This window comes from Granulicella sp. S156 (genome assembly GCF_009766105.1).
Classification (GTDB): domain Bacteria; phylum Acidobacteriota; class Terriglobia; order Terriglobales; family Acidobacteriaceae; genus Granulicella.
Map to the genome: position 1 here is coordinate 262,179 of NZ_LMUH01000020.1, position 15,439 is coordinate 277,617.

Here is a 15,439-nt window from a genome sequence, read left to right on the forward strand (position 1 = left end):
CGTAGTGGAGAGACCCCTGTATTTTCCCGGAGCAGCATTACAACCAGAGGCAAATACAGGGGTCTTTTTGTTTAGTGCATTCTGAAATTTACGCTTTCGCCGCAGGCTTCAAACCCAACTCCACCATCACCATCTGCAAGTCTTTCCAGGCCTCGCCCTTCTGGCGTGGATCGCGCAGCAGGAACGCTGGGTGATAGGTCACCGCGACCTTCGCGCCGCGCGTACTGTACCAGCGTCCACGCAGTGAGCTAAGCGACTGCTTCACGCCAAGCAGATAGGTTGCAGCCGTCCCGCCTAGCGCCACGATTACCTGGGGACGCACGATGTCGATCTGCCGCAACAGAAAGGGTGAACAGGTATTGGCCTCGATCGGTTCAGGCGTCCGGTTCCCAGGTGGACGGCACTTGACGATGTTTGCGATATAGACCTCTTCGCGCTGCAGGCCCATCGCCCTAATCATGTTGTTGAGCAACTGCCCAGCCTTACCTACAAACGGCAGGCCGCTGGCATCTTCATCCGCACCAGGTCCCTCGCCGACGAACATCAGCCGTGCATTCGGGTCACCGTCAGCAAAGACGATCTTATGACGTCCGCCATACGCCAGCGGACAGCGCGTGCAGTCACCGATATCGGCGCGAATCGCCTCGAGCGCCGCTACCCTTTCAGCCGCGGGAATAATCTGCGTAGGTAACGGAGCCAACTGATCGAAGGAAACAGGTTTGGGCATGGGGGCTGCGAGTTCCGGCGGAAGAGGCGCCGGCTCCGAATCAAAATAAGTAGCGGCTGGAGGCTGCGGAGGTGCGGGCCGGACGGGCTCTTGCGGCCTGGTCCCCGAAGCGGCCATTGGAGCACGCTGAGTCACAGAGGGCGGAGAGACTGGCGGAGCACTTCGCGGTACTGTCCTTGCTTCCGGTTGCGCTGGAGGCTTCGCCGCCGTCTGTGGTGCTGCGACCATACGCTTTGCTGAAGCTGCGAAGGCCTCGCGCACCGTCTCCGGCAAAAATGTTTCGGGGTTCTCGCGGCGATAGAGATCGTAGATGCCGAGGTCGCGTAGGTAGTCGACATAGGCGCGAAGATGCTGAAGGTTCTCTTGTGACGTAAGACTCATCCGTTTCTACAGGGCCGCCGGAGGTGTAGGCTTTTTCGCCATCACGCTATAGGTGACCTTGCCGGCGAGAACCTCATCCTGCGCTACGCGGCAGGCTTTCATTGAGTTCGAGACGCCAAGCGGCGGCGCACCGGATTGCAGTTGACGAGCGCGACGTGCAGCGCCCTTCACAAGGCTGTACTTGTTCTGAAACAGGTCGTTCGCAGCCATAATGCGGACCTCCGGGGGATGCAGCTATCTTATAGCGGTTTTACCACCACAGGCTCTCTCAAATTTTGTGCAAGGCGGTTTTTCCCTGTGAGAAAACCATGCGAAACTTCTTTCGGTTCGGATATATCCACTGTAAACCTGTGCAGGCCGTGCTGTGCAGAGAACCTTACACAATCGTTGCCGAAACCTGAAAACTTGCCAGCACAGCATCCAGCCTGGCCGAGTGCACGGTGGTCAGGCAACGTGCTGCCAGCTCTGCAACCTCGCCCGCTTCGCCGCGTTCATGCAGCACGATGGCTCGCATCTCGGAGGCAGCCTGATCCAGTTGATCGTTGATAAGAGCGTACTTGTAGTCCCCCAGGTGCCGGAGTTCCTTGCGCGCTTGCGAAAGGCGTTCGTCGATCACCGCTTCGTCCGTAACACCTTCAGCCTGGCTACGGTTGCGGAGACGCATCTCGAGAACCTGTGGACTGGGAGGAAGAATAAAGATCGAGACTGCCTCCGGCACTTTCTTCATGACCTGGAGCGCACCCTGTACGTCGATATCGAGCAGCAGGTCATGTCCCGAGATTCGCGCATGTTCGAGCGCGGAGACCGCTGTGCCGTAGTAGTTGCTGCCAAAGACTTTAGCCCACTCGAGAAACTCACCGGCTTCGATCATTCGCTCGAACTCGGTATGATCCGTGAACCAGTACTCCTTACCATTCTCCTCGGATCCTCGCGGCTGGCGCGTGGTGTAGGAGATAGAAAACTCAAGTCCTTCGACGAGCCGCCGCACCTCGGATACGAGGGTGGACTTGCCCGAGCCGCTGGGCGCCGAAATGATAAAGAGAATACCAGCCATTTGTTCGCGTGTTGCTCCTGACAGTGTACCGTCTACGCGATGCCCTCAGCATCGGCTGCAACGACCTCGCCCAGATCGACGTCCAAAACGCCATCCTGCCCGAACTGCAGTTTATAGAGCCGGCTATACATCCCGCCAAGCGCCAGCAACTCATCGTGAGATCCAAGCTCGGTCACACTTCCACGCTCGATCACGGCAATCCTATCCGCACGGCGTACGGTCGAGAGGCGATGCGCGATCACCAGCACCGTGCGGCCCTGCATCAGGTTCGCCAGAGCTGCCTGTACTGCTGCTTCGCTCTCCGTATCAAGCGCCGAAGTCGCTTCATCAAGGATAAGAATCGGAGCATCTTTGAGGATCGCCCGCGCAATCGCCAGCCTCTGCCGCTCACCACCAGAGAGCCGCGCTCCACGCTCACCAATCATCGTGTCGTAGCCGTTGGGCATACGCAGGATAAAGTCATGCGCGAGTGCAGCCTTTGCCGCGGCTTCGATCCGCTCCATCGGCACATCGGGCTGCCCATAGGCGATGTTATTGCGCACAGTGTCGTTGAAGAGCACAGTCTCTTGTGTGACCTTACCAATCTGTTTCCGAAGCGAGGCGATTGTAAGGTCGCGAACGTCGTGCTCGTCGAGCAGAATCGCACCATCCGTCACGTCGAAGAAGCGCGGCAGAAGATTTACCATCGTCGACTTCCCCGCCCCGCTCGGCCCGACGAGAGCGACCACCTCACCCCGGCGGACGGTCAACGAAATGCCGTGGAGCACCTCTTTCGTCTTTCCATCGCGCTCATAGCCAAAATGCACATCACGAAATTCGATCAGGCCGCCAAAACTCTTGAGAGCAATGGCTCTCTTGCGCTCGCGAACCTCATCCTGCTCGTCGATGAATTTAAAGATCTCTTCACTGGCGCCCACAGCTTGTTGGAAACTGTTGTAGTACGTTGGCATCTTGCGGACAGGGTCGTAGAGTGCGATGACTGTGGCGAGGAAAGCTATAAAGCTGCCGACTGTAGCGCCACCGTGTTGGATGCGGTTGCGACCGAGCAATAGAACCAACGCAATCGCGACAGACCCGAGAGCATCCATCAATGGCGAAGAGATGGATTGCACCGCGACCGATCGCATGTTTGCTGTAAGCAGCTTGTCGGCAGCGTGACGAAATCGATCCATCTCCCAGCGTTCCATACCGAAGGCTTTGACGATGCCATTACCGGAGATGGTCTCCTGCACGATGTTCTGGATCTCGGCGAGCTTATCCTGGCCGCGACGCGTGGTGGTACGCACGCTGCGACCCACCTTGCGCGTGGAGATGACAATAACCGGGATGAAGAGCAGCAATACCCAGGCCATGCTGCCTCCAACCACGATCACAACGCCGATCAAGACGATAAGGGTGAAGAGCTGCTGCAGGAAATCGCTCAGGACGGTAGTCATCGCGGACTGCACGCGCTCGACATCATTGATGAGCGTAGAGATAAGAGTCCCGGTGGTGTGACGCTGAAAAAAAGCCGTGGATCGGCGCAGTACTGAATTGTAAAGGTCGTTGCGGATGTCGGTAATCATGCCGAACCCAGCTTTATTGGCCAACAGTGTGCCAAGATAGTCGCAGATCGATTTGATGATGGCTGAACCGACGAGAGCAACTGCGACGACGGTCCAGGCATTGTGGAAGCGGTGCGGCAGCAGTGCCTGCAGATTGATTGAATAATGCGTATGCGGAATGACGAAGACCAGCACCTTGTCCGGCGCGGCAACTGGACTGAGCACGTTGTCAATAATGGGCTTGATAAGCAATAGGCGGAAGCCCGCAAGCGCAGCGACAACAGCCGTCAACAAAACCGAGAGCAACGTATACAGCACATAGGGCCGCATGTAGCCCAAAAGACGCAGCATGCGCTTCATCCGTGGCTCCTGCGCCGTGTTCTACAGTCGTTCATCATCATCCGTTAGTGTACTCGGATGGAGCTCTAACGCGGCATATCTCGATGTGACGTCTTCACGCGATAACCCGCCGCGCCCAGCCGTTTCTTCAATTCTTCGGTAATCATCACCGAACGATGCTGCCCACCGGTACAGCCAATGCCAACCGTGAGATAGCTCTTCCCTTCCTTGATGTAGTGCGGCAACAGGAAGGTGAGCATGTCGGTAGCCTTATCGAGGAACTCTTTGGTCTGCGGAAACTGCCGGATGTACTTGGCGACCTTGGGATGCTTGCCTGTAAGCTTCCGGAATTCGGGAACGAAGTGCGGATTGGGTAGAAAACGTACATCAAAGACAAGATCGGCGTCGGTAGGCACCCCATTTTTAAAGCCAAAGCTGGTCACCGAAATCGTCAGGTTGCGGTCGCTCTTGCCACCGCCGCGCTCAAACTGCGAGTTGATGTGCGCCCGCAGATCATGGACGTTGAAGCGAGTGGTGTCGAGCAATATATCAGCAACGTTCCGAACCGGATCGAGCCGCTTCCTCTCCGCCTGGATGGACCGAAGAACCGTCTCGCCCCGCCCCAGCGGATGCGGTCGCCGGGTTTCGGAAAAACGCCGTACGATGGCCTCGTCACTGGCTTCGAGAAACACGACACGCGCCGGCAGAACCTTGCGCACCTGCTTGAGAATCGCGGGAAAACGGTCAAGCCGGATTCCTTCGCGCACATCTACGACCAGAGCCGCGCGTGTAATCTCGGCGGATTTCAAAACTAGGTCCGCAAAGCGCGGAATCAGCTCCAGCGGCAGATTATCGACGGAATAATAGCCGAGATCCTCAAACGCTTTCAGTGCCGACGCCTTACCGGAACCAGACATCCCCGTCAGGATGACGAGTTCACGCGTGGGTATCTCGCGATCGGCGATCGCCTTGGATGATTTGGCAGCAAGCTTGGTAGCCATGCGTGCATCGTAGCACTGACACCCAGAAAATGCCTTGACGCAAAGTGCGCAAAGGAAAAGCGGCAAGTTTCGCCACCGGAGCCGTAGCGAAGCTTCGCTTACTTGGCGAACTTTGCGTCAGGGGTGTTGCTTGTTCTTGATCTTTGACTGCCTTTAAAAGGCCACGCGCCTCCAGGACAGGAGGCGCGGGTGTTTGCTTCGGAAGTTTTTAAACCGCTTCGATCGGAAGCGGAATCGGCTTGGGATGATCGCGGACCGTGTCGAATCGTTTCTTGTGCTTAATCGCTTGCTGCTCCACCTTGTGCAGCGCGTCATGCAGTGCGGTTTCCATCTCGATGGCTTCACAGATGGCCACCAGTTGATCGCCGCGGCACTGCACGGTAATTTCGGCGATCTTGCGGTATTTGTCTTCGGTGAGAATGATGTGGGTGCTAGTACAGCGATTAGCAACCTTGGCGACTCTTGCCAAGCCCGCTTCCGCCTGCGTTTTGAGTTTTGCTGTGACGACGGTCTGGCGACCGGTGTACTCAACAATCATGGACAACTCCTTCGTCCTGACAGCTCGTGAAAAGCTGCAGCTTCCCGTAAGATGCGGATTATCGTACACGGCGTTGGTGTGTGCTGGGAATCTGCAAATCTTCCCGATATTTGGCAACCGTCCTTCGGGTGACCTTAATCCCCTGCCGCTGCAACTCTGCGGCAAGGTAGTCATCGGTCCACGGTTTACGCGGGTCTTCTTCCTCTATCAGCTTCTTAACACGGCGTTTGAGCAGCAGCAGCGGCAAATCTCCGCCTTCGGGTCCGTTCACCCCTTCGGAGAAGAAAAAGCGTAGCTCGTACACTCCCTGGGTCGTATGCACATATTTATTCGCCACCGCGCGGCTGACAGTCGAAGGATGCACCCCGATCTCCTCGGCGACTTCCTTGATCATCATTGGCCGCAGGGCGTCAACGCCACGCTCCAGAAAGTCCTGCTGTCGCCGGACGATGGCCTCGCAGGTGCGAACGATCGTGTTCTTGCGCTGCTCGATGTTGCGCAGGAGTTGAATTGCGGACTTGTAGCGCTCCTTGACGTAATCCCGCACCTCTCGCGCAGTGTTCTTCTCGCGCAACATCTTGCGATAGCCCTGGTTGAGACGCAGTGCGGGCAGATCCTCCTCGTTCATCACGACGACATACTCATCGTCGCGCTTGACGAAGGCAACATCCGGCTCGATCAGGCGCGTGGCCGTGCTGCTGTAGCGCTGGCCAGGCCTCGGGTCGAGACTGCGAATCAATTCCATCGCAACGGCAATCTGCTCTGGAGTGCTGTGGCAGACCCGTGTCAGTTCTCGCATATCCTTTTTCTGCAGCAGCAACAGGTACCGGTCGACGATCAGGGCCGCCGTACCGAAGACCGCCGCAACGTCTTCAGCAACAGCATCCCCTTTAGGCTGCCCGGCGAGAATCGAGTCACGCCGCTGCGCCTCGATCTGTTGCAACAGGCACTCCCGCAGATCCCTGGCGCCAATGCCGGTCGGGTCCAACTGTGCGACGACACCCCGCGCCTCCACAATCAGCGCGAGCTGAGTCTTCATCTCCTTCCGGCTAGGGAACGTCTCCTTACCGGATAGCGCCTCAACAAGTTCCTCATCGCTAGCGGTGAGATAGCCGTCCTCATTCAAATTACCGACAATAAGTTCAACCGCCGCACGAAGTTCTTTGCGCAACGGCATCGCGCCAAGCTGCCAGGAGAGGTAATCGCTCAGGGTGCTCGGCTGTGCGAGAAAGTGTTCGAATGATGGCTTGTCGTACTCCTCAAAGTTAGAGGCAGTACGAAAACCGGGGTCGAGATAATCCTGGAAGTAGCTTCCAAAGTCGATCTCATCGAAGGGGTCCTTTTCGACGCGGTCCCCTTCGGCAGCCATGTCCTCCGCGCTGCGCTCGCGGTCCCCTTCTCGGGCCGAACGTTCATCCATGGTCTCGGAGGACTCTTCGATCTCCTCCAGCACCGGATTTTCGACCATTTCACCGTTGATCATGTCCTTGAGCTCAAGCTTATTGAGCGCAAGCACACTGACCATCTGCATGAGGCCCGGAGTGAGCACCTGACGCTGCGAAACTTTGATATTCAGTCGGGGCTGCAACAACAACTTCGACCTCGCTACCTCCTTAGAGGAGGTACTGTATCCGGACAGACGACCCGGTAAGCAATTCTAGGGCCATTCTACAGGTCACGGCAATTTCTTGGATGATGGCTCGTTTCTCGTTGTTTTCCTGAACTCTGAATTCAGTCGAATGGGAGGACCCTCGTATTCAGTGCCCCACAACCAATCAATCCCCACCCATCGAGAAGCCCTCACCGAGATACACGCGCTTCACCTCAGGGTCGCGGCCCAACTCACCGGGTGTGCCCGTACGGAAGATGCGCCCTTCGTTGATGATGTACGCACGGTCGGTAACGCTTAGCGTCTCGCGTACGTTGTGGTCGGTAATAAGCACGCCGATCCCACTGGCCTTCAGATCGAAGATGATCTGCTGTAGTTCGAGCACTGCGATCGGATCGATACCCGAAAACGGCTCGTCCAACAAAATAAACGCCGGGTTGATGGCGAGGCAGCGTGCAATCTCCACACGGCGTCGCTCTCCCCCGGAGAGTGCATAGCCACGCGTCTTGCGCACATGGCCAAGGTTGAGCTGCAGGATGAGGTTCTCTGAGGCCTTGCGACGCGCCTCCCAGGTATTGTGCTGGGTCTCCAGCACCGCCAGGATATTCTCCTCCACTGTCAGCTTGCGAAAGATCGAGGGCTCCTGCGGCAGGTAGCTGATGCGGTGCTCGCGTGCCCGCAGATACATCGGCGTACGCGTAATGTCGGCGCCATCCGTAAGAATGCGGCCGCTATCCGGCCGCACCAGACCGACGATCATATAAAAGCTCGTCGTTTTGCCGGCGCCATTGGGTCCAAGCAGCCCAACCACCTCGCCCTGCCGGATCTCCAGGCTTACTCCGCGAACTACCTGCCGTCCGCCGTAAGCCTTGCCGATCTCCTCGGTTACCAGAGTTCTGATCACGCTTCTACTGTCTCACTTCCGTCTCGGTGTGGATGCGTCCATGTTGTGGTTGCGTCGAACCCGGAGGCCCACCCGTAACGATGATCGTACTATCGTCCGACCGGAACAGCAGTGTTGCCCCCGTGATGTTCCCTTGCTTCACATCCACCATGTGAGGAGGTTTGGCTGGCGTTCCCGTCAGGATGTAGGTCGAATCTGCGGCGGTATACACCAATTGCTCGCCCGTGCCGGCACGCCCTGGCTGGTCGAGTCGCACGGCTCCGGAGAGCACAACCCGCTGCACCGAGCCACCAAACAGATTGGTCTGTTCTGCCAGCGTGGCGCTTGCTGGCTTCGCCTCTCCAGGCACAGCCTTAGAGGCGGAGGGCGCAGGGTTCAGGAAGACGACCGCACGCTGCGACCGAGTCTGGCCTGTGGTCCCGTCGATGTGAACGCCACCAGAAAATGTAGCCTCGCGCTCAATATCGGCATAGTCCATCGCGGCGCTGGTGACCTTGATGACCTGGCCGGAACTCTCGCCGCCCTGATGGGAACTCGGTTTCGTGCTCTGTGCAGTGTTCTTGCCGTTCGCCTCTGACGTGTTGGCAAACACCGCATGGACTAATCCGCCCGCAGACGCAGGACGTGCCGCCAGCGTTCGCTGTTGCTGGTCGAACCGCAGGCTCGCTGCCTGAACCTGAGAAGCTCCCTGCCAGAGCCGCGCCGGATGCGCCTCACTGCCATAGAAATCGCCAATCTGCGAAGCATGCGTAAGATGCGCCCGATCGGCAGTGACATGCGTTACCTGCGCTGTCGTTGGCTGAGCCGCCGCCGTAGAACCCGCTTTCAGCAAAGTCGCCAGAACGTTACCATCGGCATCAGCATCACCGGTAGTCTGGTTGGCTACCAGCGTCGCTGCAGTAAGCGATGTATCCCCCTGCGTGTAGTGGACCGAGCCAGTGAGGGTAAGTTTCGTCGTGGTCCCATCGTAGACCGCATGATCGCCGCTTGCATCGGAGGGCGGGTTGGGCTTAGCGGCTCCAGCACGCAACGCCGGAACGTTGTGGATCACCACATGCCCATTCTGCACCGCAGAGGCGATTCCAGTTGTCGTTCCACCATTTTTCGTGGGTTGTGGGGCAAACACAATATCGACTGTGTTCGAAGAACTCGTCTGCTGCGCCCCCAGAGGAGCGTCCTGTTGCAACCGGGCGTGGCCTGTGCCGAAGAGCTTTTTCACCTCGTTCTTCTGCTCTGCATCCAGGCCAAAGTCAGCCCGAAGATTGTCTGCCGTAATGGTTGTAGACTTTGTCTCCGGAGCGTGACCGCTTTGGACAACCGGAGAGTCACCCCGCGCCATCGCCGACCCTGTAGCCACCACTTCACTGAGCCTCGATACGGTCTTATGAGCAATGGGCACGAGTGTCGCTACGATGCGATCTCCGTGCATCTCGCGAGAGAGCACCGGGCCGCCTTCCTTGTGGTCGCTGAGCGCCACCTGCGCCCCGCCCGTTGCCACCATGTTGGTCGGTGCACCCTGCGCATTGAAACGGGTATCCACCTCAACCGCCTTGCCATGCAGTGGCCGCTGCGCATCGTCATCCCAAACCACTACACCACCGGTCAACTTCGTGGTCTGCGGCAGACTGGCGGTGTTGAAGGTTGCATCGAGGTGCGGTGCCGTCATGTGCCGCGTCCCTTCATCGAACGCAACGCCCCCACTGCCCTCCCCTCGTTCCAGCGAGCCATCGGTACGCAGGTGCAGCAGGGCATGGGCAGCTTTCATGGTTCGGCCTTGCGTCTGCGCTACGGGCTGCTCCAAGGCCACGGTATTCGCCTGGCGGTCGAGGTCGGCTTTGGTTGCATGAACCGTCATCGGCTTGCCGCGGACGTCCCCGGTCACTCGAACATCGGACAGCAGGTGCAAAACACTCTGTCCTGAGTTGAACTCCGCGCCTTTGGCCAGGCACTGCAGACCCGCATAGTGAAACTCCACCTCTTGGTCAGTTGCGGCAACCCCTAGCTTGCGCAGGTAGATCAAGCCGCTTGTCTTTATATGAATGATCCGGTCGCTGCCGTCTCCCACGGCCTTGCTATGGGGTGGGTTGGCAGAGGTCTTGGAATCCCCAACGGGCGTGTTTTTCGGTTGTTGGCCTGCAAGTGCCCCCGGGAGCTGCACGTCGATAAAGGTCTCCCCGAGTGCGCGTACAACGCCCGACTTTTCGTCGTATTCGAAGTCGGAACCGTAAATCCGGTCAAAGTCATTGGGGGTCTTGCCATACAGCGTGAGCACGGCATCGTGCAGAGACACCTTTCCATCGGCATGCTCAATCCCCTTGGCAGCATGCATGGTAAAACTGGTTTTCCCTCCCAGTGACTGCGACAAGGTGTAGCCGTCGGTCTCATGCGTGATATGAATACCAGACCGTTTCAGGATGTCCTTCCAGGTCCGTAGCGCGCGATAACGTCCATAGCCGAGATAACCCACCAGCACGACGAGCAACAGCGCCGCCCCTCCTGCCAGTACCCATCGAAGTCTTTCCACGGACGCTTTCATTGCTCACTCTTATCTTCTCACCCCAGCGCTGCGTTTCTTCCTGTCATTCGCCCTGAACCTATAGATCTCCAAGGGTTCCGTCGCGACCTTCGCGTTTCTCCTTTGCGCCCTCTGCGTCAAAGCTTTTGCCGTTGCTTGTTCTTAGCTCCAACGAGCGAGGGTGACGGTAAAAGCTTCCTTCCGGAAACAATAAAACCGTCCAGGGCTTAAAATGACGGTATGGCCGATCAGCTGTACCTGAGTCTTTGGTTTCCCAACTTCCGTCTGCAAGCGCTGCCCGATGCGCTGGTCGGCGTCATGCGCCAGTTCGCCCTCATCGCAAAAGACGGCAAAACTGGCAGCGAGTTCGGCCGTGTGGCCGCCGCAAGCGTGTATCCCATCAACTGGACGGAATCTCCGACGTATCAACGCATCTACGTCAACGACGAGCGCGCGCAGGCCTCCGCCGACACTGAAGGTTCCATTATCGAAAACGCCGTAGCCGAGGCCGCCGAACAGCTTCACGACGACATGGCCTACGAGTTCGAGATGCGCTGGATGCTCTGGCTTCCCGATGCTGCCGGCGATCTCGATATAGCCTGGCGTCTGGAGCCAGCAAGAGTGCGCATTACAGGCTTTGGTCCGGACTTCGACGACGGCAGCTACGAGCAGAACGGCCACATCCGCGTCGACTTCGGCCTCGACACGCCATGGGTCCTTGAGGACGAAGAGCTGGACACAGATGCCGCCGATCGCATCAAACAGAACGTAGAAAAACTGCTCGCCTTCACCCTCTCCGTAGAGAAACACTGCGGCATCTCCAGCCGCTTATTGTGGACCGAAAGCGGCGAACCGCTAGCCGAAAAGCTCATTGCCCGCCTGCAACGCCTGAATTAGAACAAGCCCCCAAACCGGGTGCCCCATCTTCGCGACGGCTTTATCGTCGCTAAGGTGGGCATCGCGCGAAAGCGCGACCGCTCCCGCCCATGCATGCTTCTGCTCTAACCTCTGTGCCGACTCGACCGCTTTCCTACATCCACAGCGGAATTGGCTTATACCAATTACTGCGCCGGCGCACTCCGCCGCCGGCGTCCACTGATCAAATAAACTGCCGCACGAAGCTCCAGCAACGGATCATCCGAGGGTTCAATTCCATCCACCCGCGGTATGGGATCGAAGATGATGTGCTGCTGCTCATGGGCATCGTCCGCAACCGCAGCCGTCAACGAAATTGCTCCAAGTTCGACCACCGTCCGGTCTTCCGGCCAGTGAATCGTCGCATCGTCGACAACATCGCCCTCGTTCGCCAACTGCACCAGAATGCGGAAGACGATCGGCCCAGCCGCTACTCGCTCTTTCAGTTCGTCAAAGAGATAGTTCGGCCCCTTCGCCGCAACCGCAGCGTCATCGAGGTGCTCGTTCCCTGCTTCCGGCACAATGCGGTAACGGCCATGGCGCGCAACTCCGTCCGCATTGATAAAGCGCATCGCCGTTACACCGAAGAACGACTCGCGGGCAAAGCTCGAAGGCGCAGGCTTCGGAGCCTGCGCAAACGCAAGCGCCGCTGGATGACGCCCCAGGAAAACCTCAATAGGCTTCGGATTCTTCGGATCGGAGGGGGCCGCCAGATCGCTGCTGGCAAGCGCACGCAGGAACTCCAGAAACTCATCGCCCGTGCGAGTCGGAAAGGCGTCGATCGAATGGCTCACGATGTCGGTGTGGCTATGCTCCGCCAGATTGAATCGGATCGCCATGCCGCGCGGATTGGCGTTGGGATCATTGTCCGGCAAAAGCGGCAGGCCGGTTGAGTTCGAGAACCTTATCGTCACAGGCGTTGACTCGCGCGTCATGTGCGGTGCACGCGAGAGCGAAGCAGCCTCCGTTGAAGGCGTAAATGTGCCCGTCAACATCGCTCCTTTCGCATGCGCCGGACGAAAGCCAGGGTGCTGCCCAAAGATCGTCTTGAACTGCTCAAGCAGGTGGTTGCTAAGCGCTAACAGTTTCTCATCGGTCGGCAACGGCATGTGTCGTTCTCCTGTGAAGTATTCGAGGCTTGCCCCTTTACTCTAAATCGACACCGGCAACAGTCTTGTGAATCCTCTCGGTCGCAGAACAAACTGCTACTGCCGTTGTCTGTTTTTCGTCGTCATCCTGAGCCGTAGGCGAAGGACCCCCGCATTTGGGCTGGCACTAAAGTAGTGCTGATTATCCGAAAAGGCTTATATTGGTTGTTGTTTTTGCTTTTCGGAGTAGAAGCGGCCTTTAGGCCGCGGAAACAAGGCCAACCAGAAAGGGCTTTAGCCCTGGGCCTCTTGCGTATGCACGCAAAGAGCCAGGGCTAAAGCCCAAGAGAGGTCTTCTCAAGCTTCCGCGGCCTAAAGGCCGCTATTACTCCGAAGACACCGATTCATTCGTACGATTGCCGGATCTACCCTTGTGCAACAATCTCCGAAAAATCGGCAATCCGGGAGAAGTCAGCAACCGTACGTGAGAGTAAGGCAAGGCGGTTTGCACGAAGATCAGCCTCAGGCGCCATCACCATTACCTTCTCAAAAAATGCATCGACCGCTGGGCGTAAGGTCGCGATCTGCAGGAGTGCCTCGTTGTACTGGCGTTTTGCCCGCAACGCTTCAACCTCGCTTGCGACAAATCCACCCGTAGATTCCAGCGTTTTCTCCGAGTCATCGGAAAGCAGCGCTGTGCTTACACTCGTGGGAATGGATTCGCCCTTCGCGCGCGCCTGGTCGAGGATGTTCTTCATCCGTTTGAAAGCCGCACTGACGGCGATGAAATCCTCCCCACCCCGAACAGAGGTCACGGCCTCTGCACGAGCCACAACATCCCGCAGATCGTCAGAGCCCGCTGCCACTACAGCCTTCACTACGTCATACGCCTGCCCACGACCTTCGCGCAGATAGAACTCGATACGCTCTGCAAAAAACGCCTGCAGCTTCGCCGCAACTTCGGGCTTTGTCTCTGCTACCCGGAGCACATCACTCAGTGTGAGCGGCAGACCGGACTCCACAAGAATCCTCACCACTGCATTTGCCGCACGACGCAGAGCGAATGGATCCTTCGAACCCGTCGGCTCCATCCCCAACGTAAACATCCCTGAAATAGTGTCAATGCGATCAGCCAGTCCCAACACCGCACCCTCAGCCGAGCGTGGAATTCCGTCCTTCGCCGAGGCCGGAAGATATTGGTCATAAATGGCATCGGCAACCGTCACGCTGCTCCCCTGAGCCTTCGCATACAGTCCGCCGATGATGCCCTGCAGCTCCGTAAACTCTTTTACAAGTTCCGTCGTCAGATCAGTCTTCGCGAGTTTTGCCGCTTCACCGACCGCAACAGCATCAACCACTGCCCCGCGAGAAACCGCGACCGATGCAAGCTGCGCGGCAAGCGAGCGCACACGGTCACTCTTAGCCGCATAGCTGCCCAGATCTTTCTGGAAGGTCACATTCTCCAGCAGCTTCACACGCTCGACCAGCGGAGTACGCTGGTCGAACTCCCAGAAGAAACGAGCATCGTTGAAACGCGCTCGCAGCACGCGCTCATTGCCCTGCTTGATGATTGGCTCATTCGTCGCGTCGAGTTCAATGTTCAGGACTGCAAGAAAGTGCGGGGCCAGTTTGCCGCCAGCGCCTTCAACTGCAAAGTACTTCTGGTGGTCGCGCATCACCGTCACCAGCACCTCTTCCGGCAACTCCAGGTACGCCGCCTCAAAGCCACCCAGTAGCACAGCAGGCCACTCGGTGAGATGCGTCACACTGTCGACCAGCGCCTCGTCTTCTCTCCATCGCGCTCCAGCAACCGTACGCGTGACATGATCCAAAGCCTTGCGAATCTTGTGGCGACGAGCCTCGACATCGGCGATCACGTACTCGCCCTCAAGCTGAGCCAGATAGCTCTCCGGTGCTACGATCTCAAACGGCTCGCCACTCGACAGCACGCGATGCCCATAGCTCGCGCGTCCTGCCGTCTTACCGGCAAAGGTCACCGGCACCACCGACTCTCCCAGCAAACACACGATCCACAGCACCGGCCGCACAAACCGCTCCGGCTTGCCTGGACGCCAGTACATATTCTTCGCCCAATAGATCGCACCAACCTCTTTCGGCAGCTCGCCGGCAATTACCTCTGCAGCGCTGCGACCTTTCTTGACGCTGGTCGCGGCCAGATACTCACCCTTAGGCGTCGTAATCGTGCGCAGGTCAGTGACCGCCACGCCAGCCTTGCGCGCGAACGCCTCGGCTGCGGGCGTCGGCACACCTTCTTTGAAGGCGATCTTGACGGCGGGGCCGGTTGTCTCTTCGGTGATATCTGCCTGCTGCTCGCGTACGCCACGCACCAGCACGGCAAGCCGGCGCGGCGTCGAGTACGACACAGCATCCGTCAGCGGGTTAAACTCCTCAGGCAGCAGTGCCTCTTTCCCCAGCAACGCCAAGGTGCGCCGCAGCAGTTCTGCCTCCGCCGCGGAGATCATCCGCGCGGGAACCTCTTCCAATCCAATCTCGAACAAAAAATCTGCCACTACGCCACCACCCCACTGACTTGCTGACTTGCTGACTCGCTGACGAGTTTGCCCTGCTCGGCATAGATCTTCGCCACGCCGACGATGAGATTCCGAATCCGCGCCATCACACCCACGCGCTCCGTGACCGAGATCGCACCACGCGCATCCAGCAGATTGAAGGTATGTGAGCACTTCAGCGCAAGCTCATACGCTCCCATCACCGGGAAGCGTTTCACGGCCAGCGCATCCTCGTTCTCTTCCGTAAGCACCGTCTTCGCACGGCTCAGCAGCGCCAGGCACTCGGCCTCATA

The 15,439-nt window shown here is 58.1% G+C and carries 13 protein-coding genes; 1 reads left to right on the top strand and 12 read right to left on the bottom strand.

Annotated elements, in window-relative coordinates:
* Positions 1-88: 88 nt before the first annotated feature.
* The 9 genes from GSQ91_RS15745 to GSQ91_RS15785 all read right to left on the bottom strand — a co-directional run bounded on the left by GSQ91_RS15745 (position 89) and on the right by GSQ91_RS15785 (position 10,633).
* The gene (locus GSQ91_RS15745) at positions 89-1,108 is read right to left on the bottom strand and encodes a uracil-DNA glycosylase (RefSeq protein ID WP_158822712.1); all 1,020 of its coding nucleotides are present in this window, start codon (positions 1,106-1,108) and stop codon (positions 89-91) included.
* A 6-nt stretch (positions 1,109-1,114) separates the two neighbouring features.
* Positions 1,115-1,318, bottom strand: a complete 204-nt coding sequence (rpoZ, locus tag GSQ91_RS15750; protein WP_158822713.1) for a DNA-directed RNA polymerase subunit omega — start codon at positions 1,316-1,318, stop codon at positions 1,115-1,117.
* Positions 1,319-1,484: 166 nt separating this feature from the next.
* Entirely contained in the window at positions 1,485-2,162 is a 678-nt protein-coding gene (gmk, locus tag GSQ91_RS15755; protein ID WP_158822714.1) for a guanylate kinase, read from the bottom strand.
* 32 nt (positions 2,163-2,194) lie between these two features.
* Entirely contained in the window at positions 2,195-4,066 is a 1,872-nt protein-coding gene (locus GSQ91_RS15760; RefSeq protein ID WP_158822715.1) for an ABC transporter ATP-binding protein, read from the bottom strand.
* 65 nt (positions 4,067-4,131) lie between these two features.
* A complete protein-coding gene (gene rapZ / locus GSQ91_RS15765) occupies positions 4,132-5,046 on the bottom strand; it encodes an RNase adapter RapZ (protein ID WP_158822716.1) in 915 nt (304 codons plus the stop codon).
* Between the two features lie 208 nt (positions 5,047-5,254).
* Complete coding sequence (gene hpf, locus GSQ91_RS15770) at positions 5,255-5,584, bottom strand: ribosome hibernation-promoting factor, HPF/YfiA family (RefSeq protein ID WP_158822717.1); 330 nt, start codon at positions 5,582-5,584, stop codon at positions 5,255-5,257.
* Between the two features lie 58 nt (positions 5,585-5,642).
* Positions 5,643-7,178, bottom strand: coding sequence for an RNA polymerase factor sigma-54 (gene rpoN, locus GSQ91_RS15775; RefSeq protein WP_158822718.1), 1,536 nt, complete (start codon positions 7,176-7,178; stop codon positions 5,643-5,645).
* 181 nt (positions 7,179-7,359) lie between these two features.
* Positions 7,360-8,094: an LPS export ABC transporter ATP-binding protein gene (gene lptB, locus GSQ91_RS15780; RefSeq protein ID WP_158822743.1), complete on the bottom strand. Its 735-nt coding sequence runs from the start codon at positions 8,092-8,094 to the stop codon at positions 7,360-7,362.
* Between the two features lie 7 nt (positions 8,095-8,101).
* Complete coding sequence (locus GSQ91_RS15785; protein ID WP_158822719.1) at positions 8,102-10,633, bottom strand: LptA/OstA family protein; 2,532 nt, start codon at positions 10,631-10,633, stop codon at positions 8,102-8,104.
* 219 nt (positions 10,634-10,852) lie between these two features.
* Between GSQ91_RS15785 and GSQ91_RS15790 the strand changes: the two genes are divergently transcribed.
* Entirely contained in the window at positions 10,853-11,509 is a 657-nt protein-coding gene (locus GSQ91_RS15790; RefSeq protein ID WP_158822720.1) for a hypothetical protein, read from the top strand.
* A gap of 164 nt (positions 11,510-11,673) precedes the next feature.
* Here the strand turns inward: GSQ91_RS15790 and GSQ91_RS15795 are convergent, their stop codons facing one another.
* The 3 genes from GSQ91_RS15795 to GSQ91_RS25940 all read right to left on the bottom strand — a co-directional run.
* Complete coding sequence (locus GSQ91_RS15795) at positions 11,674-12,636, bottom strand: catalase family peroxidase (protein ID WP_158822721.1); 963 nt, start codon at positions 12,634-12,636, stop codon at positions 11,674-11,676.
* A gap of 404 nt (positions 12,637-13,040) precedes the next feature.
* Positions 13,041-15,146, bottom strand: a complete 2,106-nt coding sequence (glyS, locus tag GSQ91_RS15800) for a glycine--tRNA ligase subunit beta (protein ID WP_158822722.1) — start codon at positions 15,144-15,146, stop codon at positions 13,041-13,043.
* A partial coding sequence (locus GSQ91_RS25940) for a glycine--tRNA ligase subunit alpha (RefSeq protein WP_254064620.1) occupies positions 15,146-15,439 on the bottom strand: 294 nt, incomplete at its 5' end. The genes glyS and GSQ91_RS25940, both read right to left, overlap by 1 nt.